General features: G+C 70.0%; 20 protein-coding genes and 1 pseudogene. 8 read left to right on the forward strand and 13 right to left on the reverse strand.

All coding sequences use genetic code 11. From position 1 onward, the window contains the following. Nucleotides 1-398: 398 nt before the first annotated feature. The gene (locus OOK07_RS01015) at nucleotides 399-1,913 is read right to left on the reverse strand and encodes an MFS transporter (protein WP_405673606.1); all 1,515 of its coding nucleotides are present in this window, start codon (nucleotides 1,911-1,913) and stop codon (nucleotides 399-401) included. Between the two features lie 171 nt (nucleotides 1,914-2,084). Continuing rightward, nucleotides 2,085-3,140, reverse strand: coding sequence for an NAD(+)/NADH kinase (locus OOK07_RS01020; protein ID WP_266794675.1), 1,056 nt, complete (start codon nucleotides 3,138-3,140; stop codon nucleotides 2,085-2,087). Nucleotides 3,141-3,550: 410 nt separating this feature from the next. Between OOK07_RS01020 and OOK07_RS01025 the strand changes: the two genes are divergently transcribed. Continuing rightward, nucleotides 3,551-4,405, forward strand: coding sequence for a squalene/phytoene synthase family protein (locus OOK07_RS01025; RefSeq protein ID WP_266801859.1), 855 nt, complete (start codon nucleotides 3,551-3,553; stop codon nucleotides 4,403-4,405). A 195-nt stretch (nucleotides 4,406-4,600) separates the two neighbouring features. Here the strand turns inward: OOK07_RS01025 and OOK07_RS01030 are convergent, their stop codons facing one another. Further along, on the reverse strand, nucleotides 4,601-5,572 hold the full coding sequence (locus tag OOK07_RS01030; protein WP_266794676.1) for an asparaginase: 972 nt from the start codon (nucleotides 5,570-5,572) through the stop codon (nucleotides 4,601-4,603). A gap of 233 nt (nucleotides 5,573-5,805) precedes the next feature. On the opposite strand from OOK07_RS01030, the gene OOK07_RS01035 reads away from it, so the two are divergent. From OOK07_RS01035 to OOK07_RS01050, 4 genes are all read left to right on the forward strand, one after another. Next, nucleotides 5,806-6,363 carry a Dps family protein gene (locus OOK07_RS01035; protein WP_266675935.1) on the forward strand — a complete coding sequence of 186 codons (558 nt, stop codon included), beginning with the start codon at nucleotides 5,806-5,808 and terminating at the stop codon, nucleotides 6,361-6,363. A 171-nt stretch (nucleotides 6,364-6,534) separates the two neighbouring features. After that, the gene (locus tag OOK07_RS01040; protein WP_266675937.1) at nucleotides 6,535-6,705 is read left to right on the forward strand and encodes a DUF5670 family protein; all 171 of its coding nucleotides are present in this window, start codon (nucleotides 6,535-6,537) and stop codon (nucleotides 6,703-6,705) included. A 167-nt stretch (nucleotides 6,706-6,872) separates the two neighbouring features. Then, nucleotides 6,873-7,763, forward strand: coding sequence for an oxygenase MpaB family protein (locus OOK07_RS01045; RefSeq protein ID WP_266794677.1), 891 nt, complete (start codon nucleotides 6,873-6,875; stop codon nucleotides 7,761-7,763). Nucleotides 7,764-8,268: 505 nt separating this feature from the next. Further along, complete coding sequence (locus OOK07_RS01050) at nucleotides 8,269-8,892, forward strand: hypothetical protein (RefSeq protein WP_406311214.1); 624 nt, start codon at nucleotides 8,269-8,271, stop codon at nucleotides 8,890-8,892. Nucleotides 8,893-9,283: 391 nt separating this feature from the next. Here OOK07_RS01050 and OOK07_RS01055 read toward each other — a convergent pair whose 3' ends face one another. The 3 genes from OOK07_RS01055 to OOK07_RS01065 form a co-directional block, all read right to left on the reverse strand. Next, on the reverse strand, nucleotides 9,284-9,919 hold the full coding sequence (locus OOK07_RS01055; protein WP_266675941.1) for a phosphatase PAP2 family protein: 636 nt from the start codon (nucleotides 9,917-9,919) through the stop codon (nucleotides 9,284-9,286). Continuing rightward, nucleotides 9,912-11,291 carry a diacylglycerol/lipid kinase family protein gene (locus OOK07_RS01060; RefSeq protein WP_266675943.1) on the reverse strand — a complete coding sequence of 460 codons (1,380 nt, stop codon included), beginning with the start codon at nucleotides 11,289-11,291 and terminating at the stop codon, nucleotides 9,912-9,914. Before OOK07_RS01060 ends, OOK07_RS01055 begins: the two co-directional genes overlap by 8 nt. 179 nt (nucleotides 11,292-11,470) lie before the next feature. Further along, nucleotides 11,471-12,016: a hypothetical protein gene (locus tag OOK07_RS01065; protein ID WP_266675945.1), complete on the reverse strand. Its 546-nt coding sequence runs from the start codon at nucleotides 12,014-12,016 to the stop codon at nucleotides 11,471-11,473. A 265-nt stretch (nucleotides 12,017-12,281) separates the two neighbouring features. Between OOK07_RS01065 and pepN the strand changes: the two genes are divergently transcribed. Further along, nucleotides 12,282-14,726: an aminopeptidase N gene (gene pepN, locus OOK07_RS01070; RefSeq protein ID WP_266794678.1), complete on the forward strand. Its 2,445-nt coding sequence runs from the start codon at nucleotides 12,282-12,284 to the stop codon at nucleotides 14,724-14,726. Between the two features lie 109 nt (nucleotides 14,727-14,835). Here the strand turns inward: pepN and OOK07_RS43580 are convergent, their stop codons facing one another. From OOK07_RS43580 to OOK07_RS01090, 5 genes and pseudogenes are all read right to left on the reverse strand, one after another. After that, nucleotides 14,836-15,366, reverse strand: coding sequence for a glycoside hydrolase family 97 C-terminal domain-containing protein (locus tag OOK07_RS43580; RefSeq protein ID WP_524540309.1), 531 nt, complete (start codon nucleotides 15,364-15,366; stop codon nucleotides 14,836-14,838). A 62-nt stretch (nucleotides 15,367-15,428) separates the two neighbouring features. After that, nucleotides 15,429-15,566 (reverse strand): annotated as a pseudogene (locus OOK07_RS43585) (glycoside hydrolase family 97 N-terminal domain-containing protein); the annotation flags it as partial. A gap of 722 nt (nucleotides 15,567-16,288) precedes the next feature. After that, nucleotides 16,289-17,827 carry a CYTH and CHAD domain-containing protein gene (locus OOK07_RS01080; RefSeq protein ID WP_266794679.1) on the reverse strand — a complete coding sequence of 513 codons (1,539 nt, stop codon included), beginning with the start codon at nucleotides 17,825-17,827 and terminating at the stop codon, nucleotides 16,289-16,291. A gap of 28 nt (nucleotides 17,828-17,855) precedes the next feature. Continuing rightward, nucleotides 17,856-18,482 carry a GNAT family N-acetyltransferase gene (locus OOK07_RS01085; RefSeq protein WP_323182908.1) on the reverse strand — a complete coding sequence of 209 codons (627 nt, stop codon included), beginning with the start codon at nucleotides 18,480-18,482 and terminating at the stop codon, nucleotides 17,856-17,858. 59 nt (nucleotides 18,483-18,541) lie between these two features. Then, complete coding sequence (locus OOK07_RS01090) at nucleotides 18,542-19,462, reverse strand: lysozyme (protein ID WP_266794680.1); 921 nt, start codon at nucleotides 19,460-19,462, stop codon at nucleotides 18,542-18,544. Between the two features lie 127 nt (nucleotides 19,463-19,589). Here OOK07_RS01090 and OOK07_RS01095 point away from each other — a divergent pair, with 127 nt between their 5' ends. Continuing rightward, nucleotides 19,590-20,486, forward strand: a complete 897-nt coding sequence (locus tag OOK07_RS01095) for a PfkB family carbohydrate kinase (RefSeq protein WP_266794681.1) — start codon at nucleotides 19,590-19,592, stop codon at nucleotides 20,484-20,486. 159 nt (nucleotides 20,487-20,645) lie between these two features. Here the strand turns inward: OOK07_RS01095 and OOK07_RS01100 are convergent, their stop codons facing one another. Both OOK07_RS01100 and OOK07_RS01105 read right to left on the reverse strand, forming a co-directional pair. After that, the gene (locus OOK07_RS01100) at nucleotides 20,646-21,872 is read right to left on the reverse strand and encodes an IS110 family RNA-guided transposase (RefSeq protein ID WP_266801861.1); all 1,227 of its coding nucleotides are present in this window, start codon (nucleotides 21,870-21,872) and stop codon (nucleotides 20,646-20,648) included. 239 nt (nucleotides 21,873-22,111) lie between these two features. Continuing rightward, nucleotides 22,112-22,558, reverse strand: coding sequence for an OsmC family protein (locus tag OOK07_RS01105; protein ID WP_266675955.1), 447 nt, complete (start codon nucleotides 22,556-22,558; stop codon nucleotides 22,112-22,114). A gap of 804 nt (nucleotides 22,559-23,362) precedes the next feature. Here OOK07_RS01105 and ltrA point away from each other — a divergent pair. After that, nucleotides 23,363-25,126 carry a group II intron reverse transcriptase/maturase gene (ltrA, locus tag OOK07_RS01110; protein WP_266794682.1) on the forward strand — a complete coding sequence of 588 codons (1,764 nt, stop codon included), beginning with the start codon at nucleotides 23,363-23,365 and terminating at the stop codon, nucleotides 25,124-25,126. The last annotated feature ends 59 nt before the right edge of the window (nucleotides 25,127-25,185 follow it).

Consider the following 25,185-nt stretch of genomic DNA (forward strand, 5'->3'; position numbering starts at 1 on the left):
GCCCCTCTGCGATATGCATATCGACTGAGTCCACTCCTTCGGAGCCACCGGCGGGTGAAACGGCGCCGGGCCGGGATCCCTGCGGCGAGCCGCGTTCCCGGTCGGCGACGCCATGTGCCGGTCACCGGCCAACACCCCGGGGCGTTCGCCGCGTCATGTGCGCCGTCGACGACATCGAGGACGTCATTGCCCGCCTGTGCGCTCAGAGTGGCGAGCTCGTCGGCGAGATCATCCAGTAGGAGGCCATCTATCGGCTCCTTTACGTCCGCGGCCCCGAGGGCATCGTCGTCGGACTCGCGGACCAGCTCGGCGGAAGGCTTCCGCGGGACACGGCAGCCACACGGCACGCGACACACGGACACGGCACACGGACACGGCTCGCGCAGCCGGTGCGGGCCTCAGCCCTGACCGGCGTGCGAGCGGCTGTGCGAGACGTCCGGTGGACCCGGGTTCGGGTCGGCGCGGCGATCGTGGCGCCAGTCGTGGACCGCGAGGGCGAGCGAGCACACGACGGGGAGGATGCCGAGGCCGACGGCTGTCGCCACGGCGGTGCGGTAGTCGTGGGCGCCGGCGCCCAGCACGACGTAGAAGATGCCGGGCAGCGCGGCCGTACCCACCGATCCGCCGAGCCGCTGCCCGGTCTGCAGGGCACCGCCGGCCGCGCCCGCCCTGCGTACCGGCACGTCGCGCAGGGTCATGGTGATGTTCGGGGAGATGACACAGCCGCTGCCCAGGCCGCCGGCGAACAGGACGGGCACGGTGAGCCAGGCGGCCACGTGAGCGGGTGCCAACAGGATGATGAGCGCGGTGCCGCCCAGGCCCAGCGTCACGCCTGCCAGGCCGCACACGGTCAGCGCTCGGCCCCAGCGGTCCACGAGGTGGCCTGCCAGCGCCGCCGCGCAGGCCGATCCGATCGCGAACGGCGTCACCGCGAGTCCCGAGCGCAGGGGCGAGTAGTCCAGGCCGTTCTGGAAGTAGAGGGCGAAGACCAGCCACACACCGCTGAAGCCGACGAAGTACAGCGTGGCGATGGCCGCGCCGATGGCATAGCCGCGTGTGCTCGTCACCAGCCGGGGGTCCAACAGCGGTTGGCCGTTGCCGGCGGCGACGCGCCGCTCCCACCGCACGAAGCAGGCCAGCAGCGCCGACCCCACCAGGAAGAGCCACCACAGTCGTCGTACGCCGCCCGACTCGGCCAGGACCAGCGGAAGCATCAGCGCCAGGACTCCGCACCCGAGGAGGGCGACGCCGCCCAGGTCGAGCGGTTCCCGGCGGCCCGGGGCCGTCCTGGGCAGCAGCCGGATGCCCAGCAGCAGGGCGACGGCGCCGACAGGGACGTTGACGTAGAAGATCCAGCGCCAGCCCTGAGGGCCGTCGGCGAGTGCGAGGATGAGGCCGCCCACGATGGGGCCCACGGCGCTGGAGATGCCCACGACGGCGCCGAACAGGCCGAAGGCGCGCCCGCGTTCGGCTCCGCGGAACATCTGCTGGATGAGGGCGGAGTTCTGCGGGGCGAGGCAGCCCGCTGCGACGCCCTGGGCGAGGCGGGCGGCGACCAGGAACATGATGCCGGGCGCCGCGCCCGCCGCCGCGCTGCACAGGACGAAGGCCGCCAGGGCGAGCAGGAAGATACGGCGCCTGCCGATCGCGTCACCGACGCGGCCGGCGGTCACCAGGACCAGGGCGAAGGTGAGAGCGTAGCCGGAGACCACCCACTGGATGGCGGGTGCCGACGCGTGCAGGTCGCGCTGCATGGACGGGAGCGCGACCGCCACGATCGTCACGTCCAGCAGGCTCATGAACCCGGCCACCAGCGTGACCCACAGCGCCTTCCAGCGCCGCGGGTCGGGTCCGTCGGCGTCAGCCTGCGTCGGCACCGCTCCTCCTTCACCTGCGCGTGGACCTGATTGCATCAGGGTTCCCACCGAGCGGAGGGCTCACCACGCGTTCGGCCGAGAACCTCGGCACCGGTGCACGGTACGGCGATCACGCCGCGCGAGTCGTTTCTCGCCGCCCCGGCAGAAACGCTCACGTCCGGACGCAGGGGCATGGACGAGCCCGACCCGGCCGAGTGGTCCGGCTCGTCAGGGCAGCGGCGGGGCGTCGAGAGGGCGTTCGCCGTCCCGGACAGGCCGGCTGGGCGTGAACAGCGGCGCCGCCTCACCGTCCGCGGCTGTGGCGGGGGCGTCGGTCAGCCGCATGCGCTCCCGCAGGCGCCCGTAGAAGTCGGCGGGGTTGAGCCTGACCAGGCGCAAGGGCTCGGGCGCCGCCGTCACCCCGATCCAGTCGCCGGGCTCCAGGATGCCCCGCGGCTGCCCGTCCACGCTCATCGCGGCGCGCCCGGAGTGGGGCAGCACGCGAAGGACGACCGGCTCGTCCGCGCTCGCGACCACGGTGCGGTTGAAGGTCATGTGCGGGGCGACGGGAGTGAAGATCACCGCTCGCATCCGGGGAGACAGCACCGGTCCGCCGGCGGCGAAGCTGTAGGCGGTCGAACCTGTCGGGGTCGCGACGATGACGCCGTCCGCCGAGTACGACGCCAGCAACCGGCCGGCGATGTACACGCCGAGACTGACCTGGCGGTCCCGTGCCAGTTTCTCCACCACGATGTCGTTGAGGGCGGTGACGTCGAGCGCGATGCCACGGCCTTCCTCCAGCGCGGGGTCCGACTGCGGTGGTGGCGGCGGAAGGGCGGGCCCCCGGCCGTAGCAGAGGAACTGCTCCAGGTCCGTGGGCATCTCCAGCAGCCTCGACGCCCGCACGGTGAGGGTCATGCGCTCCTCGCACTCGGACCGCCCTGCGTGCACGGCCTCCAGTGCCCGCTCGACGTCGGTGACCGCGGTCTCCGTCAGAAATCCGACCTTTCCGAGATCGACGCCGAGTACCTTGCTGTTCTTCTTCGCGGCGATGCGGGCGCCTCGAAGGAAGGTGCCGTCTCCGCCGAGGGTCACGATGAGGTCGGGACTGCCCGCGGCCCGCACCTCGTCACGTCCGCTGCGCCGACTCCGCCGGCCCTGCCACACATCGATGTCGACGCAGCCGATGCCGTACCGCGCGCACCACTCACGCACGGTCTGCGCTCCCGACACCGCCTCGGGACGACCTCCGTGCACGACGAGTCCCAACCGGCTTATCGGCATGTCAACTCCCACGTTGCCGTCGGGTCTGCGGCCTGTATGTCATCGTCACAGCATTCGCGGGGCCCTGCCACAAGGCCGACGGCACGGGAGCGGCACCACACTCTGCGATCTACCGCCGGCCCACCCGGTGGGAGCGTGGACGCCCGACTCCCGACTCCCGACTCCCGGCTCTCGACATCCGGCGCCCGACTCCCCCGCCCGACCGACAACGCCGGCTGCCGCGATCACCATGTCCGGAACATCAGGAGGCGGGCTGCATTCCGGCCGGTGGGGTGCCGATACGCTGACGCCTGCGTGATCATCGGAGAGTTCCCGCAGCGAGGAGACACGTGAGCAGGTGGCAGGCCGCGCTGGACCAGTGCGGCATCAGTGATCCCTCTCTGCGCAGGGACTACAGCTTGCAACGCACGATGGTTCGCCGGTTCGCGCGGGCTGAGTACATTGCGGTTCGGCTGCTGCTCCCTGCACGGCTCCACCCCTCCGTCGTAGCGGCTGTGGCTTTCATGCACGAGACGGACAACCGCGTCGACACAGGGGAGAGCGACGCTCGGCTGGCCGCTCTCCGCTCCTGGGATCGGAAGGTCACAGCCGCTCTCGAGTGTCGCGGCGGCGTGGAGCAGCCCATGCTGAGGGCCCTTGCGGACACTGCGCGTCGGCATCCGTTCATGGCGGCGCGTGTGCGGGACTTCCTCGACGGGGCGTCGGTTGAGGTCGCCTGGAACGGCTTCGAGACGGAGAACGACTTCCAGGCGTATGTGGACGGTTACTCGTTGCCCGCCCTCATGCTCACGGCTTCGCAGCTCGAACCGCCGTCCCAGGCGGACGCGTTGAAGTTCCAAGACGGCTGCCGGACGTTGATCGAGGCGATGCAGCGCATCGATTTCCTGGCGGACCTGGCCGAGGACGCCGCTGAGGGACTGGTCGGCGTCCCCCGTGACGCCCTGGCCCGGTTCGGTCTGGGCACCCAGGACCTGGCGCGCAGCACGGGCGACCACTTGCCGGCCGTCGACCGCCTGGTCATCGCCCAGGCGCGCCTCGCCGGCACGGCGCTGGATTCCTGCGGAGACCTGCCGCATCTCGTCGAACCCGGGCATCAGCCGTTCCTCGACACCCTGATCGCGGTGCAGCGCCTGCGCCTGCAGGACGTAGAGCGCAAGGGGAGCGCGCTGCTGGCTCACGGTGCGCGCCCGAAGTTGTCGGCGACCGTACGACTTCTGGGGCGCCAGTACCTCACCGCGCGCAGACGGCGGCGTCGGCTCGGGTGAGAGCACCGGCGTCCGGCGGTAGCCGCAGCCCGACGCCGACGAGGCTGGCCGCATGCCCGATTCCCGCAGGTCGGAAGGCCGGCCTGCGGTCAGTGGAGCGAAGAAGGGCCACCACGGCGTCTCGGGAGCGGACGGGCCTCATGAAGATGGCCCCGTGAAGACGGCCCGTGAGACGGCCCCATGAAGGCCGCGGCCTCAGCGTTCTCCGCTCAGATCGGCAAAGGTCAGTCCGATGAGTGCGCTGTCCGCCCCGTCGGCCAGCAAGGCGTGCAGGAGCAACCGTGCCTTCGGGGCGTCGAGGACACCGGCCGAGATGAGGCCCCGGCCGAGAAGGTCGAACTCCGATCCAGGTCCTCGGTAAGTGGTGCTCAGGATCGATCCGGCGCCGGTACGGGAGGCGAGGACCACCGGCATGCGCGTGGCCAGGTCCTCCAGTGACGGGACCAGCCACCCGGGCACATGTCCCGCTCCGAAGGCCGCCACCACAAGCCCGTCGAAACGGCCGTCCACGGCATCGAGGAGTTCTCCCTGATCGCCCAGTGACAGGGTAAGCAGGGCGACCCGCACCGACCGGTTGATGCGCAGGGGGCTCGGGACGGTGGGCGCCGGGGGTTGGAGCAGGATGCGGGGCCGGCCCTCCACCACGGTTCCGAGCGGACCGGCGCCGGGCGAGGCGAAGGTGGCGATCGACGTCGTGTGTGCCTTGCGGACGTATCGTGCGGCGTGGATCTCGTCCGCCATCACCACGACGGCACCCGCGTCACGGAACCTCGGATCGCCGGCCACAGCGATGGCCGAGGCCAGGTTCGCGGCACCGTCCGCCCCTGGTGAGTCGGGGCGCCGCATGGCGCCGGTGACCACGAGGGGCTCGCGATGCGTGCACAACAGGTCGAGGAGGAAGGCGGATTCCTCGATCGTGTCCGTACCCTGTACGACGACCGCACCCGATCCAAGGTCTCCGGCCGCGTCGATCAGGTCGGCGAGTTCCGCGAGGTCGTCCACGGTCAGTGCCGAGCTGGGGAGCCGCCGGAAGTCCCGCAGACGTACATCGACGTCAGCCGCAAGGGTCAGGTCCGCCAGCACCTGGGCACCGGACAGCCGACCGGCGCCTCCCTGAGCGGCGGAGATCGTCCCGCCCAGCGTGAATACGGTCACGGGCTTCGCCATTCGCATCGCACTCCATGTCTCGGGCACACCGATCAGAGCAGCCTGCCACCCACCGGTTCACCGGTCGACCGGCACACACACCCGACGCCGGGGAGCGGTGTCCTCGCGGCCGCTCCAGAACCGCACGGCCCACAGCACCGCGCGGCCTCCCGAGACCGAGTTCACAGGTCTGTCGCAGCGCAGGTGGGGCACCAGAAACGCCTACCCCATCCCCTGAAGAAGGAGTGACTGTGATGACGAAGAACCTCACCCCCGAGTACACGGTGCCGGGCATCGAGCGCGAGGCGGCCGGTCGGCTCATCGACGTCCTCCGGCTGCGGCTGCACGCCCTCAACGACCTCCACCTCACGCTGAAGCATGTGCACTGGAACGTCGTGGGGCCGCACTTCATCGCCGTGCACCAGATGGTCGACCCGCAGGTCGACCGGGTCCGTGACATGGCCGACGACGTCGCCGAACGCATCGCCGCACTCGGTGGGGTCGCCCAGGGCACACCCGGCTCCCTGGTCAGCGAACGGACCTGGGACGACTACTCCATCGGCCGTGAGGACGCCATCGCCCACCTCGGTGCGCTGAACGTCGTCTACACCGGCCTCATCGAGGACGTCCGCGCGGCGATCAAGGTCACCGGCGAGATCGACCCGGCAACGGAGGATCTCCTCATCGGACAACTGCGGGACCTGGAGCAGTTCCAGTGGTTCGTCCGAGCCCACCTCGAGAACGCCGGCGGCACTCTGACCACGGCGCGGGCCGAGACGGAGGAAGACGCAGCCAGGGCCGCGAAGTCCTGACCCGAGGACCGGAGGGCGGACCCGAGCCGACTGCCCCGGACTGCCCGCCCCGGACCGACCGTGCACGCGGAAACAAATCCGAATTCCCGGTCGCGCCCGAAACAAACAAGGGGAATTCAGTGCGTGAGGCGCCTTTCCCGGGGCACTTGAAGCGGCGGAGGTGCATAAAGAATGATTCCCCTGCTTCTGGTTCTGTTGCTCGCCCTGGTTCTTTTCGGTGCCGGTTTCGCACTCAAGGCGCTCTGGTGGATCGCGGTCGTCGTCCTGGTGCTCTGGCTGCTGGGATTCCTGGTCCGGCCGGCGGGTCACGGCGGTCGTAAGGGCCGCTGGTATCGCTGGTAGGTGTGGCGACAGGTGAGCGGGCCCCGCGGGCGCAGAGCCGGCGGGGCCCGCTCGTCCACGACCGGGCCGCCCGGCCCGTTCACCTGCCCCGACCGCCACGGGACACTGGAGGTGGACGGCCGGTGTCGTGCCGCGCCGCAGTCGACCGGGAGGAGGGCCGCACGGTGGTGAGACTCATTCCGTCCGGCGGGCCCGGACTGCGAGAGCAATTGAGCCGGGGCCTTTTCGCCCGCGTCGCCGGCCCGGACGGCCGGCGCAATCGCGCCCGAATCCACGGCACCCCTGGTCCTCGTTGGTTCGGGCCTGAGCGCCCCATCCGGCGAGTGCACGCGGACGCCTCGATGTTCATCGGCGGGCTGTCCGCGTTGCTGCTGCAGTCGCTGCACCCGCTGGCCATGGCCGCCGTTGCGGCGCACTCCGGTTATCGCGGAGATCCTTGGGGCCGGTTGCAGCGTACGAGCACCTTCCTTGCCACGACCACCTTCGGCACCGCCACGCACGCGCAGCAGGCGTGTGAGCAGGTTCGGACGGTGCACGAGCGTATTCGCGGGCTCACCGTCGACGGCGACGAGTACCACGCCGCCGATCCGCATCTGCTCGGCTGGGTGCACGCCGCGGAGATCGACAGTTTCCTCCGGGCGCACCAGTGCTACGGGACGAATCCTCTGTCCGAGGAAGGTTGCGACGGGTACATCGCCGACACCGCCCGTATCGCCCGCGAGTTGGGCGTGCTCGATCCGCCGCGCGACCGCGCGGAACTCGCCCGGCTGCTCGCCGCCTACCGTCCGGAGCTTCGGGCCACCGCACAGGCGCGGGAGGCCGCACGGTTTCTGCTTCTGAATCCGCCCGTGCCGCTGGCCGCTCGGCTTCCCTACGGGGTCCTGGCCGCCAACGCCGTCTCCCTGCTGCCCACCTGGGCCGCCCGGGAGCTCGGCCTGCCCAGGCTGCCGGTGGTCGACGAGTGGTGCGTCAGGCCGCTGGGATTCGCCGTCACGTCCGCGGTGCGCTGGGTGATGGCGCCGTCACGGCCCGCGACCCCGTCCATCACCGCGAGGTGAGCGCAGGTGGAGCGCGGCCCTCGTCCGCGCCACCTCCGATGTCGCTCCGGCGTCGCTCCGGCGTCCACGCTCCACCACAACTGGGCGATCGCGACCGGGTGCGCCGTCCCGGCCGACTACCCCTTCCGCCATGTGCAGTTGGGCGCGCCGGACGTGGGCCGGCGCCCGGCTCGTCCTGCGGCCGGGGAGGACATCGGTTTCTTCTGCCTCTACGACGTGGACACGAGGGCGCGGCGGGCCGGGCGGGAGGAGACATGGTCGCCTTTTGTCCCGGGAGACTCAGGTTCGAATCCAGCCCTCGTTGCCTGTTCACATACTTCCCGGAAGCCCCAACATGCGGATTACTCCCGGCCCGGAGACATGTGTTCCGTAGCATCACTACGACATAGATGTGCGGCAGCAACGTCTGCTTCTCGCACGGCAGCATGCGGAACAGCACACACACGTTAGATTTCGCATACGCCGTGGGCTCGTTGCCGACCGAGCACGGCATTCAGAAAGAGGTGTGAGCATCGTGTCCGAAAACGCTACCGGGATCACCGAATTGACTTCGCAGTACAGCGCCCAGGTCACCGGCGACCTTGAACGCAACCTAAAGGAGCAGGAACGCCTCGACGCTGAAATCGAGGCGCTGCAGGCGCAGTTGGCCTCCCTTCAGCACGATCACAGCATTCTGCTGAACATCCAGCAGGCACTGGGCATCCCGGCGGAGCCCGCCGCCCCCGAAGTCGTCGCGACGGTGCCCGCCCCCCGCAAGAGGGCCGCGCGCGCATCGGGCGAGGGCAAGCAGACAAAGGCCAAGGAGTCCACCGGCCCCGCCCGGAAGCGAACCGCCGAGAAGAGCGCCGCCAAGGCCTCGGCCGCACGGTCGGCCCCCACGCTCGTCGACCTGGTCGGGCGGCACCTGACGAGCCAGAGCGAGCCTCGTTCCGCCGCCGAGATCACCACCGCGCTCGCACAGCAGCACCCCGAGCGCGGCATCAAGGCCACCGTCGTGCGCACCACACTCGAAGGCCTCGTGGCCAAGAACCAGGCCCAGCGCACCAAGCAGGGCAGGTCCGTCTTCTACACCACGCCGGACGCCGAGCCGGCCGCACAGGACGACCAGAGTTCCGATCAGTCCGCCTGATCACCCTTCGTCGACGGCTGCGGTCCCCCAACCGCGGCAGGTCGGCAGTTCGGCCACGTTCACGTTCCGTTGCGTGTGATCCTGCGACACCCTGTGTGGGGCCTGTGCGGCGAAGCCGATGTTCGTGCACCGGGTCAAAGTCCACCGCCTCCGCCGTCCGTGTCTCGTGCCGTCCGGCGCTCGGCGTGTGCCGCACTCCGGCCAGCTGTGACGTGCGGCTTCGCTCACCGGTGGTCGGGAAGCCGCCGCCATCGCGGGAGTGCTGCCTGCCCAAGGCCGGGCACGGGATGGTCGCACATCGCGCGGGCCGCAGCTGCCGGTTCAGCGTTCCGTGGGCGGGCCCGGAGAGGTGGGGCCCGACGGACCCTACGTGGAAGTCGTCACCCCATCGTCATCGGGCCGGCAGCCCTGAGGGGTGAAATGCCGTGCCGCTCAGGCCGTCCCAACGGGCGGCCGCGAGGACCGCGGCCGCAGCGCCGGTTCCGAGTACGGCGCCGGCGATGACGTCGCCCGGGTAGTGCACCCCGGTGTGGACGCGGGAGTAGCCCACGGCGCAGGCCAGCAGGCCGAGCGGCACGGTGGCGGCCGGGAACGCGGGGCCCACGGCCGCGGCGAAGGCGACTGCCGAGGCCGTGTGGCCCGAGGGGAACGAGGCGGATTTCGGCATGGGTACGTGCCGTCCCGGGAATGGCGAGTCCTCGGCGCGGCGCGGGCGTCGTCGTCGGACGAGACGCTTGCCGAGCAGGTTGGCAGTCGCCGAAGCGACGCCGATCGCCGCGAGGCCGAGCGCGGCGGCGCGGCGTGATCGGCCGGGGCGCACCGCCAGGGCTCCGGCGACCGCGAACGAGATCTTGGAGTGGTCCGCCGCCGCGGACAGCCGGCGCAGGGCGGAATCCAGGGTGGGTGTGCTGGTGACCGTCACGGACTCGTAGAGCGCTTGGTCGAGGGCGGCGAGATCACGCAACAGTCCTCGCGGAATCGGGTGGCCGCGCGGTTCCCGCTGTTCCCGTGGCGGGCGGTCAGTCATCGCTCTGCTCCTGGTTCTTCTCGGGTGGGTCGGGCGTTCGGGCGAACGCGAGTCGGACGATGCGCCGCCAGTCGACGGACGGTGCGACGTACGGGGCGCCGGGACGATGTCTGGGGACCCGCATCCGCAGGGCGCCCCGCCTTACGGTGCAGACGACGGGCGCGGGCAGAGTGAGCGCCTCACCGTCGACGGCCACCGGAATGAGCTGCTCGTCGGACTCGACCACCACGCGACGTGACGTCAGTGAGGTGATGCCGCTGGCGCGTTCCCCGAGCAGTGCCAGTTCGGCTGCCTGTGCCGCGCCGACGACCCGGACGGCGATCACGCCGAGCGTGCCCGTGTCGAGCCGTGGTCTGCGTCCGCCACCCAGCGGATCGGCCCGTGCGTAGGGGTTGTTGCTCACGAGCAGGGTCTGCGGGGCCTCCAGACGCTCCTCGTCAGCCTGTGCGTTCAGGGAGACGCCCGCCTCGCCCGCCAGCAGGTCCGGCAGTTGATCGAGCGCCGTGGCCGCTTTGGCGTCGCGGTATTCGGGGCTCTGCACTATCTCCGCGTACGCCCCGAACGAAGCCGTGTTGACGAAGGGCAGACCTCCCACGTCGCCCAGGTCGACTCGGAGTTCCACTCCGTCCGTGAGGGCATCGAGACTGCTCGCCGGTTCGTCACGGTCAAGGCCCAGGTCCATGGCGAAGTGGTTGCGTGTTCCGGCGGCCACGACCATGAAAGGCAGGCCGTGCTCGGCGGCCACTTTCGCCACCAGGGCCTGGGTGCCGTCGCCACCGGCCACGCCGAGCAGGTCCGCACCCTCGGCCACGGCCTGCCGGGCCAGCTCCACCGGGTCGGGATCGGCGTCCAGATCGAGCAGGATCACCCGGGCGCCCAGTTCCTCGGCCCGCTCCACCAGCCCGTACCGGCCGACCTTTCCGTCCCCCGATCGCGGATTCATGATCAGGACGGCGCGGCGGGGCGGCCGGGCCGAGTGGGAGCGCATGTGCTGCGGCGTACGCAGTCTGCGCAGAGCGCTCCTGGCGCAGGCAAGCGCGGTCGTCCACGACGCGAGCGCCGTCACGGCCGCCACCCACAGACCCGACGCCGCGTACAGCACCAGGACGCCGACGGGGGCGGCGATCGCCAGGAGCGCGCCCAGGAGACGGGCCAATCCGCGATGCGCCAGCGCCCACCAGATCCCTGCGCCGGCCACGGCGAGTCCGGCCAGGCCCAGCAGAAGGATCAGCCACTGGCCGACGCCCGCCACCACCGCCGCGACGGCTCCGGCAACGCACAGGAGGGCGAGTCGCGCCAGCGCTCGCGCCGAAGCCACACCTCTGCCGGAGCCGTCGGGCTCCGTCTCGCTCGTCGTGCCGGTCGCGTTCAATGTCCCTTCCCGGTCACCGCAGGATCGTCCGGTCATCATGGCACCGCGTGATCCATATGCCCGGAGCACGTACCCATCATGTCGGGATCCTCACCGCAGCGTCCTTGCTCGGGGTCTGTGCGTGCCTTCCGGCATCGCCTGTTCCGGTTCGTCGTCGAGGTCATGAACCAGGCAGCCGTTTACTCCGATTCGAACCCGTCGGCCCGGTTCCAGTGGAGTGTGACGTCACGCCCGAAGACGACCCGGCTTCCGTCGTGGGAGACGGAGGCCCGCTCCCAGCCGTCGAAGTCCTTTTTGATGTTGACGTCCCACCTGGTCAGGCTGCCGGTACCGACGGCCGCGATGGACTCGGTCGGGGGGTCGCCGTCGTAGCAGTAGGCGCCGAAGTCCGCGATCGCCGCGACGGTTCCTGCGCTGGTCCGCAGTTCGATGCCCTGGCATGCGTCGGTCCTGGTGCGGTGGATGACCTTCGGTTTCGTCCAGGCCTTCGCCCGGGGGCTGTAGTGCTGCTCGACGAGCCCCTTGCCCCGGCGGTAGTGCATGGCCACCCGGCGGCCGTCATCGAGTGTCACCTCGGCGTTGTAGGGGCTCGGGCTGCCGCTCCAGGGAAGGTCGCTCTTCTGCAGTGGGGAGGCGTACACCCCGGTGTCCGGGGAGGCCGGGGAGGCGCTCCCGGACGGGGCGCGGGCCGCCGAGTCCTGGTGACCGCACGCCACCGTGGTCACCAATGCCAGCATTCCCGCCCAAGCCCAGGTCAGGGCCCGGACACGAGGTTTACGCATACTGCCTCCCGTTGCCTCGCCGCAGCATAGGCGTCCGGTGGAGGCGGGCACGCCTTCAGAGCCGACCCGGCGGGGCCCAGCCACATGCGTGTATGCCCGGCTACGCGCCAACTACCGGGCCCCGCGCCCCCGTTCGAGATCAAAAACCACTGCGTTCGCCGGCGGACTCGTCATACGCTGGCGGCCGCTGTCTGCCGAGGGAGGATGCATGGGGATCCGGAGCCTGACCCGTATCGAAGCCGAGCACCGGGCCGCGCTGCTGACCGTCGAACGGTATGAGGTGGACATCGACCTCACAGCGCTGCCGGAGGGGCCAGAGGTCCGCTGCGTCTCCACCGTGACCTTCACCTGCCGCGAGCCGGGTGCGCAGACCTTCGTGGACTGCGCGGCCCAGGTGCGCACCGCCACGTTGAACGGCATCGCGGTCACCGCCACCGGTGACGGCCGTATCCCCCTGCCCGGCCTGGCCGAGCACAATGTGCTGCGCGTGGAGAGCGTCCAGGCCGACACGGCCACGGGTGAGGGTGTGCACAAGGCGACCGACCCCGCGGACGGCGAGGTCTACGTGTGGATGAGCTTCGAACCGGACGAGGCCCGGTTCGTCTGGGCGTGCTTCGACCAGCCCGATCTCAAGGCCCCGCACGCCTTCACGGTCACGGCGCCGGCCTCATGGACCGTCACCAGTAACTCGGGCGGGGCGCGCGTCGAGGAACTGGAACAGGCCCGCCGCTGGGTCTTCCCGGACACTCCGCCCCTGTCCGTGTACAACACCGTGATCAACGCGGGCCCGTTCCACGAGATCCGCCGCGAGATCGACGGATACGACCTGGGGCTGTTCGCCCGCCGCTCCCTCGCCGAGGTCCTCGACCGCGACGCCGACGAGGTCTTCACCCTCACCGGCCAGGGTCTCGCCTTCTTCGGCGAGGTCTTCGCGATGCCGTTCCCGCAGCGCAAGTACGACCAGGTGTTCATGCCCGAGTTCGGCGGGGCGATGGAGAACTACGGCTGCGTGTCCTGGTCGGACGGGTTCCTGCGACGAGCCGCTCCGACGCCCGCCGAGCGGGAGTTGTTCGCCAAGGTGCTGCTGCACGAGATGGCGCACATGTGGTTCGGCAACATCGTCACCATGCGCTGGTGGGACGACCTGTGGCTGAACGAGGCGTTCGCCGAGTTCGCCTGCCACTGGGCCGCCGAGCGCGCCACGCGGTACACCGACGCCTGGGCCGGCCACCTGGTGGGCGGCAAGCTGAAGGCGTACCTGGCCGACCAGGGCCCGGTCTCCCACCCGATCCACCAGCCCATCCACGACGTCGCCCAGGCCGCGTCGATCTTCGACAACATCACCTATCCCAAGGGCGCCTCCGTCCTCCAGCAGCTCATGACGTACGTCGGTGAAGAGCACTTCAGGGCGGGCATGGCCGGCTACTTCGCCCGCCATGCCTGGGGCAACACCACTCTGCAGGACCTCATCGACGCCTTGGCCGAGGGCGGCGGGCGCGACCTGGGCGCCTGGCGCACTGCCTGGCTCGCGACGGCCGGCACCGACCGATTCTCACTGGAGCGGACCGGCGAGACCGTCACGCTGGTCACCACCGGCACCCCCCGCCCGCAGGTGCTCGCGGTGGGCGCGTACAGCACGGACGACGAGGAGGGCGGGGCGCTGAAGCGTACGGCGCTGGTGCGGGTCGAGGTGACGCAGCCGCGTACCGACGTCCCCGGTCTTCCGCCCACGGCCGACCTGCTGCTCATCAACGACGACGACCTCACCTTCGCCACGACCCGCCCGGACGCCACGGCGAGGGACGCCTTCTTCCGTACGGCGGCACGCCTGCCCTCGGCCATCTCCCGGGGTGTGGCCGTTGCCACCGTGTGGGACATGCTGACGACCGGTGAGGCCACGGCAGCGGAGGCCGGGCAGTGCATCACCGCGGTCCTTGCGGCCGAGACGTCCGACGCCGTGATCGAGCCCTGTCTGACCCTCGCCGCGACCGTCGCCGAGCTGTGGGCCGCGCCGGGCGAGCGCGGCGAGCTGACAGCGGCGGTGGCCCGAGTGTGCCGGAACCTCGCGGCACAACCCGGCCGCCGTCAGGTCGCACTGCGTGGTCTGGCCCGCACCGCGTCGACCGCGGACGACCTGGCCTGGCTGCGTGAACAGGCGGGCGACGACGTGGACTTGCACTGGCGTGCGCTCGTCCGCGAGGCGGAACTGGGACGGGACGTACCGTCCGAGACCGGCCTGCTGCTGGAACGCGACCCGGACCCGGACGCCTGGGTCCGCGCTCTCACCGTACGAGCCGCTCTGCCCGATGCCGCGGCGAAGGCGGAGGTCTGGCAGCGGCTCGCCGTCGACCGTGCCGTTCCCCTCCACGCGGTCGGCCAGGTGGCGGCGGCCTTCTGGCGCCCCGCGCAGGACGCCCTCCTGTCCCCCTACGCCCAGCACTACCTGGACGCGGTCCCTCACCTGCACCAGGGCGGCATGATCCCGGCGATGGTCTTCACGAACCATCTCTTCCCGGTGTACGGCATCGATCCTGCCTACATCGAGACGGCCCGGCTCACCGGCGACAAGGCGGCCCCGGTGGTCCGCAACACGCTCCTCGAACGCTCGGACTCGGTCCGCCGCATGCTGCACGCCCGCACCGGCGGGAGCTGATCCGACACGGGTCCTGCCCGACCGAAGATCTCTGTGGAGCGAGGGCGGTGGGCCGATGCCGCGCCCATCGCCCTCGGTGCTGGTCTCGCCGCCGGTCCGTGCGCGGGCCTCACCGGTAGCAGGTCGTCACTCCCGGGTGCCAGCGGCAGGCGATCCCTGCGAAACCTCCGTTGGCCACGACGTCGTCGGCGAGCGTGTCGCCGCCGCGCAGCACCTGCCGCCGCTGGACGAGGCCGTCGGCGCCGTCGCGGATCGTCTCGACCAGCCACCGGCCGGCTCCGACGGACAGCGGCACCTCGGCCGTACGGGCGGCGCCGGCATACACCCCGCCCAGGAACCAGCGGTCGCCGCTGCGGCGGGCGAGGACGGCTTCCCGACCCGGTTGTCCGGCCAGCAGCCGGGTGTCGTCCCAGGCGGGCGTGTCGAGGTTACGCTGGTGGATCCAGACGACGATGCCTACGCCCTTTGCCCGTGCGTAGTCGACGAGTTGGGGCATCCAGCTGTCGGTCTGCCAGTTCGGGTCGGTGGTGTCCCACGCGTCGGTCCTGAAGTACCAGCCGGCGTCGACGGCCTCGTAGGGCCAGTGGCGCTCGGCGGCGTAGTCGACGTAGGCCTTCTGGGCGGCCAGGCTCTGGCCCACTGGCCCTCGTTGTCGACGCGGTAGGTACTCAGCCAGGCGCTCGCTTCCGGCGGCAGGTTGAAGGCTGAGGTCTCGCCGAGCACGTCGCCGTGACCGGCGGGCAGGACATAGCGGTAGGCGACACCGTCGGCGGTGGCGCGGACGACGAGGTCGAGGCGGGTGCCTGCGGCTGTGGCGAAGGTCAGGCGGGATTCGTTCATCAGGACCCGGCGTTCCAGCCGCTTGCCGGACTTCGCGGTACCGCTCGCTGACCAGCCGGTCCGCCCGCCGCAGGAAGTGCAAGTCGTGGGAGAGGTCGGCCTGTTCGGTGACGATGCCCACGGGCGACGGCTCGATGACCGTCCTGCCGTTACGGGAAACGGACAGGCTCAGCGTGCCGGTGGTGGCGTCCAGGGACACATTCGCGCGTGGTTCGTGCGCCGCCGCGGCGCGTTCGGGGCCCGCCACGGCCCAGACGTGCCGGTGGGAGCGGACGTCCTGGTCGGCCCGGGCGGGCACGGTCGTGCAGGGCGCGGCGGCCAGTCCGGCGCAGAGCGCGTCGAGCGCGGCTCTGACCGGAACCGGCGAGCGCTTACCCCGGCTGCGAGGTCGTGGTCGTCCTCCAGACCTGACAGATCCTCGATTCATCGGGTGTCTTGGCGAACGTAGGCACACTTCGTGAGCCTGTCAACAACCTTAACGATTAAGAGAGCGGGCCATGGACAGCCGAACTCGACTGACGGACGAGCAGGCTGGCGCAACATGCCCACATCAGCAGCGTGGACCGCATCACTTGACTCATCCGATGTATTGCGGTTGCCTGCCTTCGGGCATGCGGCGCTACGACGGCACGGTGCTCCGGGCGCACACCTACGACAGCTGCTTCAACGTGAAGATCGCCCGCGAGGCGAGGGGCGGTCCGGCCATGTCCGGGAACACGTGGTCAGTCGGCGAGCTTCTTGCGCAGCTTCGGCTTCGACGCGCCGGCCCACGCGCTCGGCAGTTCCCGTTCGCGGCCGGCGGCCGAGGCCTGCTCGTGACCGTACAACAGGCCCCAGGTGAAACCTCCTTCTCCTGCCGTGTGCGCGGCAACGGCCAGGTCACGCAGGGCGTCCCGTGCCACGACGCTGTCCTGATGGTCTCCGAGGACCTTCTGAACACCCTTGACCCGCTTGCCGAGCCGCTTGGCGGGCTTGCCGAGTGAGGCGCGCGCGGGCTCGGTGGCGTACCGAGTCTTCTTGGCTGCCTTACGGGCCTGGTGGAGAGCCACGTCGAGTTCTGGTCCCGGGGACAGCTCCATCGCGTGCGTCATCCGGCGAGACAGCCGCTCGTACTCCTTGAGGACCGCCTTGGCCATCACCTTGCGCGGCTTGCGGCCGGCCTTCCGGCGCAGCGGAGGCTGCTCGGTGAGCAGGGTCAGGGACTCCAGGAGGGCCATGTGGCGGGGTGAGCGCAGGGCGTCGAGGGTGCGTTCACGGGCCTTCGCCGTCCGGGCGACGTTCCATATCTGCAAGCGGGCGTCCACGGGTCCCAGGACCAGTTCGGGGGGCAGGGCGTCGATGCGCGAGCCGAGCCGGTCCACGAGGACCTCCTGGTCGCGCTCGGCGCCCAGTTCGCCGCCGAGCCACTTCAGTTCCTCGCGGATCGGATCGGTGACCTCGCGGTCCAGTACGGAGCGGTAGGAACGCAGGGTGCTGCGCAGCCGACGGCAGGTGACACGCATCTTGTGCACGGCGTCGGGCAGTTCGCGGCGTACCGCCGGATCGAGGTCGACGAGGGTGCGGACCTGCTCGTCCACATACGTCAAGAACTCTTCGCCGGCCGAGCCCGGGGTCACGGCCTCGGTACGCGTGTCCGGCAGGCGGGGCGTGCCGACTCCCGTCTCCTCCAGGGCCCGGGCCAGCTTGGACGGGTCGGCCGCACGGTCGATGCCGCTCTTGCTCAGTGTCTTGTCCACGGCGTCGAGGAGTGAGGGGTCGGCGTCCTCGGCGAGTTCGACCTCCATCTCGGTCCATTCGGCCAGGGTGGTCGTGACCGGCGAGGGCTCGGCTCGAACCCGGTCGACGGTCAGCTCCGCGAGGATCGTGCCGTCGGAATCGACGAGGTGCCGCGTGCCGCGGGTGGAGCGGATCCGGACGACCGGCCTCAGCTCCGCCCCTCGGGTACGGGACAGCGTCAGGTCCCGCAGGGGGTCCGGAATCGTGTCGGACAGGGGGGCCTGGATCTCCTCCCGGCTGTCCCCGGACCCGGGAAGTTTGAGGTGCCAGCCGGCGTCGGATCCGCCCGTCCTTCGCCGCAGTGTGGCCGACGCGGCCGCCAGGCGCAGGTCCTCGGTGTCGTAGTAGACGGCGTCCAGCTCGTCGGTGCCCTCTTCTTGAACCGACGCGATGCCGCCCACACCGGTCAGCTCCGCCAGCCACGAGGTGTCACCGGTCGGCGGGGCTTCGTACTTTCGTTCTGTCTCCGTCTTCGTGTGGGCCATATGTACCGCGTACACGCCTCAGCGCGGCTCAAACGCGCGTGGGCAGGTCCGCCACCATGTTCGCTGCGCTGTTGATCTTCCGGACCGCTTCCGGCCCGCCTCCCGCTCCGCCGTCCGCATTGTCCTGCTCCACGCGGTCCGAACGGTCCGGCGGGCGCGCCATGAAGACGTCGACCGGATCCTCGGCTTCGACGACGAAGCCGTGGCGCTCGTAGAGGCGGCGGGCGGCGCTGCCCTGTAGGACGTTCAGGGCCACGGTCATGCCTTGCGCGTCCGTCCGCTCCAGCACGGTGCGCAGGACTGCGGAACCCAGTCCTCGGCTCTGGCAGTGCGGGGCGAGGTAGAAGTGCTCCAGCCAGTGGCGGCCTCGGGCGGGCCGGACCGTGACGCATCCCGCGAGTTCACCCTCGACCGTGATGATCGAGGTGTGCCGCACGGAGAAGGAGTCCCGAAGTCGCTGCCGTACACGGTGCTCGTCGTAACGCCCGAGGCGTTCCAGGTCGGCGCGCATGACCGTGGCCCGCAACTCCGCGACGACCTCGATGTCCGCCGTCACCGCAGCACGCAGCGCCCAGGCCACATCGGGTGCCGACGCGCTCCGTACAGGCGACGCCGCGTCGGACTCCCCGCAGTTCCCCGTCAACTCAGCATCCACGGCCGGAGTATCTCAGTACGCCGGGACCCGCGTTCAGGCAGGTCGGCGGCGCGGGAAGGTCAACCGTTGGCGAACTTGCGCAACGTGTCCACGGCGCCGTTGAACTTGTCGCGGTCACCCACAGTCGCCCCGGACGAGGTGTACTGCCACATGGTGTGCGTCTTCCAGCCTGCCGGCAGCGCCCCCACCGACGAGGCGTACCGGGCGACCCAGAGGGGGTTGGTGGCACCGAAGCCGCTGTAGCTGCCGGTGCAGCTGTCCCACCAGGCCGTTGCCGTGTAGATGACGGCGTCGCGATGCGTGCGGTCCTTGTAGCGCTTCAGGAAGTCGCGGATCCAGGTGACCATGGCGCTGGTGGACTTGCCGTAGCAGGCGTCACCGTAGGGGTTCCACTCGATGTCGAGGACGCCGGGCAGTGTCAGGCCGTCGGCGGTCCAGCCCCCGCCGTGGTCGACGAAGTAGTCGGCCTGTGCGGTGCCGCTGCTGGAGTCCGGGGCCGCGAAGTGGTACGCCCCGCGGATCATGCCGACGTCGTAGGGGCCGTCGTACTGCTGGGCGAAGTAGGGGTTCCGGTAGGACGTGCCCTCTGTGGCCTTGGTGTAGGCCCATCTGACGCCGGCGCTCCACAGAGTGGCCCAGGCGACATCGCCCTGGTAGCTGGCGACGTCCACGCCCTCGGTCTGAGTGGCCTTGGCGGTCGGGGCCATGGCGCTCGGGGCCATGACCGTCGGGGCCATGGCGCTCGGGGCCATGACCGTCGGGGCCATGACGTCGGGCGGGTCACTGACCGTGTCGTGTGCTCTGACGCCCATGCCCATGTAGGCGCTGCCGCGTACGGGGCCGGGGACGGGTTCGGGCTCGGCCGCCGCGGGTGCGGCCTGCAGGCCGGACAGAGTGAGGAAGAGGCCGGCCAGGGCCGCGATGAGACGCAGGCACGAGCGGCCGTACGGGGAGGTTATGTATCTTCTCACGCAGTCCATCTGACCCCGAGGAGTGCCGGACCGCACGTCAAGTACCGCCCAATGACGGCATTCCGGCACGGGAGTGGGGTCGTTTCCATCGGTTCGTACACTGACCGCAGGCCCGGGCAGGAGGAGGTGCTGGTGGGTGAAGCCGGCGACGAGAGGACGTCCTGCAGGGCTGTTCGTCGGCCTGTGCACGCTGGACGTCATCCAGCTCGTGGACCATGTGCCGGCCTCAGACGAGAAGCTCACGGCTCGTGAGCAGATCGTCGCCGCGGGCGGCCCTGCGGCGAACGCGGCAGCTGCCTTCAGCCACCTCGGGGGCACGGCGAGGCTGCTCACCGCCGTCGGCTCCCATCCGCTGGGACGTGCGGCGACCGCGGACCTGAGCCGGCTGGGCGTGGCCGTTTCGGACCTCGCGCCGGACTCGGCCGAGCCGCCCGCGGTGTCCTCCGTTCTGGTGACCGCTTCCAGCGGGGATCGCGCCGTCGCCTCCACCAACGCCACGGGCCACCGGTTCTCCCCGCCCGACGATCTCGACGCGTTGGTGGCGGCGTGTGACGTCGTCGAGTTCGACGGCCACCACATGGAACTGGCGCTGTCCGCAGCCCGGGCCGCGCGTACCGCCGGCCGGGTGACCGTCCTGGACGGCGGGAGTTGGAAGGACGGCACGGAGAAGCTGCTGCCGTTCGTGGACGTGGCCGTCTGCTCGGCCGACTTCCACCCGCCCGGCGCGGGAACTCCGGCGGACACCCTGCGAGCCCTGCGGGAGTACGGAGTCGTCTGGTCGGCGGTCAGCCGGGGAGGGCAGCCCCTGGTGTGGGCGGGCCCCGACGGCGGAGGCACGGTGGAGGTGCCCGCGGTCCGTGTGGCGGACACGCTGGGCGCGGGTGACGTGCTGCACGGGGCACTCGCTCATCACCTCGCCGTTCAGGGCCGGCTGACAGCGGAGGTCTTCGTCGAGGCGCTGCGCGGCGCGGGGGCGGTGGCCTCGCGGGCATGCACCTCGTTCGGCACCCGGGCCTGGATGCGGGAGGGGTGACCGACGGCCTCCTCGGTCGGGCGAGCCCCGCCGGACTTCCGCTCCGCAGTCCTGTCCCGGACGGTCCTGCGCCCGGCCGGCCGTCTGCGCGGCCAGTGTCCGAGGGGGTCCGCTCCGGTCCCGTGCGCGACGAGGTCAGACACCCCATGTCGTTTGGTGTCAAGCGGCAGGGGTGTGGGCGTGGTGCGACCAGGCGGTCGCTTCGTCGTAGAGGGTTCGGGTCTTGAGGCATCCGTGGAGGATGCCGACGAGGCGGTTGCCGAGCTGCCGCAGGGCCGGGTTGTAACCGGCCTCGCGGGCGCGTTGTTTGTCGTAGTAGTGGCGGGCGCCGGGCGAGGCGCGCAGGGCGGAGAACGCCTGGGTCTGCAACGCATCGGCGAGCCGGTTGTTGCGGACGTAGCGGGCCTGGACGGTATGGCTCTTGCCGGAGGCCCGGGTGATGGGGCTGGTGCCGGCGTAGTTCTTGCGGGCTTTGGCGGACGCGTAGCGGGTGGGGTCGTCCCCGAACTCGGCGAGCACCCGGGCGCCGGTGATCTCCGCGATGCCGGGCATCGAGAGGTAGATCTCAGCGTCTGGGTGCTTGAGAAAATGGGCCCTCACCTGCCCTTCCAGGTCGGCTATCTGCTCGTTCAGGGCGATCAGCAGCTTCGCGTGAGCGGTGACGGTGGCCGCGTAGGCGGTCGTGACCGGCTCGGGCAGGCCCAGCTGCCGTTCGCGCAGCGCGGCCTGGATCGTGGCCGCTTTCGCGTCCCGGTTGCGCCGGCGGGCACGGGCCAGAACGGCGGTGATCTGGGCACGGGTCAACTTCGCCCCGGCCGCCGGGGTAGGGGCCTTGATCAGCAGTTCCAGGGCGTCCGTGCTGGTCAGTGTGAGGTCCGCGTAGGCGGCCAGGGCGGCGGGGAAGTACTCGCGCAGCGTGCTGCGCAGCCGCTGGAACGTGCGAACGCGTTCCCAGATCAAGGTCTGGTGGGCGCGGGCGACGACCTTGACGGCCTGCGCCTGCTCGCTGTCCCCGGCCACCGGCCGCAGCTGGGCCCGGTCGATGCGGACCATGTCCGCCAGCGCGTGCGCGTCGCCCCTGTCGCTCTTGGCGCCGGAGGAGGCATAGCGTTCCTTGAACCGGGCGACCTGCCGCGGGTTGATGGCATAGACCTGGTAGCCGGAGGCGATCAGGGCCTGCACCCAGGAGCCGCGGTCGGTCTCGATCCCCACCACCACGTCGGCGGCATCCAGGCCCTCGCCGCCGTGCTTGGCCAGGAGCTCGTGCAGCTTCGCGATTCCCTCCACGCCCTCGGGCAGCCTCGCCGCGGCGAGTTTTCGGCCTGCCTCGTCCTGGACCTCGACGTCGTGGTGGTCTTCGGCCCAGTCATCGCCGATCAGCAGCAACTCGTCCTCCTGGTCAGGTGCTTTGCTCCATGCAGCCTGCGGAAGGCACGGCACGCGGCCTAATGGATCCAGTGCTCACGCCCCACTGCCCGGCGGGCACGCCACCCCATCAACGGTCTGGCCTCCCGGCCGACCAGCAGGGGCACGGTCTGACCTCAGAAGTCGAATGCTTCCGGCGTCGGTAGTGCTCACCTGCTGGCGGCTACGGACCCGAGCATTCCCCGGCTCCGTAGCTCCCATTAGGCGTCGTCGACCGTCGCGGTGACGGGTGTGCCGATCTCGACCGTGCGGCTGACCGTGCAGAGCCGGTCGTGGGACGTCTTGACCGCCCGGGGAAGGATCGCCCGCGCCCGCTCCGCGCCCTCGCCGTCCGGGAAGGCAACGCTGAAGGTGACGTGCAGGTCGGTCAGCCGGTTGCCCAGCTCGTCATTGGTCTTGTTGCCGGACACGGCGAGGGAGAACCTGGTGGGCTCCGCGTGGCGGCTGACGGCGACGTCCACGTCCACCGCCGTACAGCCTCCGATCGCGGCCAGCAGCAGCTCGACCGGGGTGAACTCGGTCTCCCCGTGCGGGTCGGAATCCGACGCGGTCCCGAAGCTGATCGTGCCGCCGCGGGCGTTCGTGGCGACGAAGCGTCCGGTGCTGGTTCGCTCGACGGTGACGGAGCGCAGGGAGTCTTCGGTCATGCGGACGACATTAGGTCCTGTCTGGAGTTCGGATCACGATTCGGTGGATCGCCTGCGCGCCGAGGCCCGGTCTTGATAGATCGTCAGTCATGGCGCGAGGCGATCTCATCGACGAGCAGTGGGCCCTGATCGGTGCGACACGAAGTCGCGCATTTCGAGTGAACTCGCAGATCGGAGGCCGGTTATAGACCGGATGCGTAGTTCCTGATCAGTGTTCGAGATCAGTCCCCGCCCTGGCGTGCGTTCACAGGTCCCGCTTGTGAGGGTGCGAAGCCCAGGGAAGAAGCCCAAGGGCCCCCGCTCCGTCCGGGGGAGCAACCGGGCGAGGGGAAGGCCGGACGGGCGAACGCAAGTGAACCCCCGATGATGCCTCGTCAGCCCAAGCCTTGGGTGACGGGACGAGGACCAGGGTGCAAGGGCCTGGCCGCTGGAAGAGGCGGCAAGCGGCGGCCGGGGACGATCAACCGGTCGTGGGAACACCGCTGGCCCCGGGGTGTAGGGGGCGCCCACCCCGGCCGTGTCTCGTGTGCGCGGAACGTGGAAACCCCGTCGGGGTCCGGGCCGTTGGGCTCGGTAGGCCGATCGTAAGAGGGGCGGAACTCCTCGGCGGGACAGGAAGCCCAAGAAGCAGATGCCGGCGGCCGAAAGGCGCGGGACTCGGGACGTGTGGTTGCCTCTCCAGGCGGCTGTCTCGGGGAACCGGCCGGATGCCGGTCCTGGCGGCCGGGTCCCGAAAGGGGAGCTGACGTGGGCTGGTGAGCCTTTGACGACCGAGGCCCGGGGCCTCCCGAACCGAGGGGCAAGTTGGACACCGCGGTGAACGGACCCAAGGACGTTGCCGAATGGGACGACGTCGCATGGCGTCACCACGAGGACAACGTAGTGAGGCTGAGGCAGAGGATCTTCAAGGCGACGCGGGAAGAGGACTGGGCCCTGGTCCGGTCCTTGCAGAAACTGATGCTGAGATCATGGTCGAACACGCTGATCAGCGTGCGGCAGGTGACTCAGCGCAACGCTGGACGTCGGACGGCCGGGATCGACGGGGAGACCGCCCTGTCACCCGAGGCCAGGATGGACGTGGCTGTGCGCGTGCACCACACGCGCTCGTCCTGGAATCCACTGCCGGTCCGACGCGTGTACATTCCAAAGGCCAATGGAAAACAACGGCCGCTCGGTATCCCCGTGATTATGGACCGATGCCATCAGGCGCGCGTCCGTAACGCACTGGAACCCGAGTGGGAGGCGCGCTTCGAGCCGAAATCCTATGGGTTCCGGCCGGGCCGCAGCTGTGCGGACGCCATCGGCGCTCTCTACTCCACGCTGAAAGGCTCCCGGGCCAGGAGGCTGTGGATTCTGGATGCCGACTTGTCCGCCGCGTTCGACAGAATCGACCACGAACAACTGCTCAGAGCGATCGGGTCCTTCCCGGCCAGGGAAATGATCCGGGGATGGCTGAAAGCGGGAGTGGTGGAGGACGGCCTGCACGCACCGACCGAAGAGGGATCACCTCAAGGCGGTGTAATCAGCCCGCTGTTGATGAACGTTGCTCTCCATGGCCTGGAGGAAGCTGCCGGAGTCCTCTATCTCGCATCCGGACGTACTTCCGGAGAAACGACACGAGGAGCTCCGGTGCTGGTGCGATACGCCGACGATATGGTCGCCTGCTGTCACTCTCGGCAGCAGGCAGAGCAGGTCAAGGTACGGCTTGCAGCGTGGCTGGCCCCCAGAGGGCTGACCTTCAACGAGGAGAAGACGCGCATTGTGCATCTCTCCGAAGGTTTCGACTTCCTGGGATTCACTCTCCGCCAGTTCCACGGGTCCAAGCTGATCATCAAACCAAGCAAGAAGGCGATCAAGCGGATACGGAAAAGGCTCACGGACGAGATGCGAAACCTTCGCGGATCGAATGTGGTGGCGGTCATCGCCAAACTCAACCCGATCATTCGGGGCTGGGCGGCCTACTACCGTGGGGCGGTGTCCAGCCGGGTCTTCTCGGATCTGGACTCTCATGTGTGGCGGCTCACATACAAGTGGGCCAAGCACTCCCACCCCAACAAGCCGAAGAAGTGGATTGTGCGCCGCTACTACGGCAAGTTCAATAAGTACAGGAACGACTACTGGGTGTTCGGCGATCGCGGCTGCACCAGCGAAAGCGGCGGCACCTTTCACGTGGTCAAATTCTCCTGGACGAATATCGTCCGGCACCAGCTGGTCACGGGCGGGGCGTCACCCGACGACCCCGGCCTGCAGGACTACTGGGCCAAAAGGCGGAGGAAGGTCAAACCCCCGCTGGACAACTACAACCTGAACCTGCTCGCCAAGCAGGAAGGGCGCTGTCCACTCTGCGGGGACTACATCCTCACTGCCAACCAGCCACCGCAATCCCCGCACGAATGGGAACGCTGGTGGTTGAACACCGTCCGCAGAGCGGTAGCCGCCAACTACCTCACTCATCACGGGCGGAGCGGCACGCCGGACGGACCGCAGACTCGCCTGGTACACGCCTCTTGCCATCGTGGTCTCCGAGCCAGAACACGCAGGAGACTCGCAGTCTCTGCATCACCGTGAAGCCCTCGGGGCTTGCTTGAGCCGTGGTGCCTGGAAAACGGGCATGCCCGGTTCTGAGG

The organism is Streptomyces sp. NBC_00078, assembly GCF_026343335.1.
Taxonomy (GTDB): domain Bacteria; phylum Actinomycetota; class Actinomycetes; order Streptomycetales; family Streptomycetaceae; genus Streptomyces.

What these genes read in the sequence shown, in the direction of transcription:
- OOK07_RS01080 (WP_266794679.1), bottom strand. Translation starts at nt 17,827, where the DNA reads ATGGCCCACACGAAGACGGAGACAGAACGAAAGTACGAAGCCCCGCCG.
- OOK07_RS01105 (WP_266675955.1), bottom strand. Translation starts at nt 22,558, where the DNA reads ATGACCGAAGACTCCCTGCGCTCCGTCACCGTCGAGCGAACCAGCACC.
- OOK07_RS01030 (WP_266794676.1), bottom strand. Translation starts at nt 5,572, where the DNA reads ATGGCGAAGCCCGTGACCGTATTCACGCTGGGCGGGACGATCTCCGCC.
- OOK07_RS01020 (WP_266794675.1), bottom strand. Translation starts at nt 3,140, where the DNA reads ATGCCGATAAGCCGGTTGGGACTCGTCGTGCACGGAGGTCGTCCCGAG.
- OOK07_RS01040 (WP_266675937.1), top strand. Translation starts at nt 6,535, where the DNA reads ATGATTCCCCTGCTTCTGGTTCTGTTGCTCGCCCTGGTTCTTTTCGGT.
- OOK07_RS01015 (WP_405673606.1), bottom strand. Translation starts at nt 1,913, where the DNA reads ATGCAATCAGGTCCACGCGCAGGTGAAGGAGGAGCGGTGCCGACGCAG.
- pepN (WP_266794678.1), top strand. Translation starts at nt 12,282, where the DNA reads ATGGGGATCCGGAGCCTGACCCGTATCGAAGCCGAGCACCGGGCCGCG.
- OOK07_RS01035 (WP_266675935.1), top strand. Translation starts at nt 5,806, where the DNA reads ATGACGAAGAACCTCACCCCCGAGTACACGGTGCCGGGCATCGAGCGC.
- OOK07_RS01025 (WP_266801859.1), top strand. Translation starts at nt 3,551, where the DNA reads ATGGTTCGCCGGTTCGCGCGGGCTGAGTACATTGCGGTTCGGCTGCTG.
- OOK07_RS01055 (WP_266675941.1), bottom strand. Translation starts at nt 9,919, where the DNA reads ATGACTGACCGCCCGCCACGGGAACAGCGGGAACCGCGCGGCCACCCG.
- OOK07_RS01090 (WP_266794680.1), bottom strand. Translation starts at nt 19,462, where the DNA reads ATGGACTGCGTGAGAAGATACATAACCTCCCCGTACGGCCGCTCGTGC.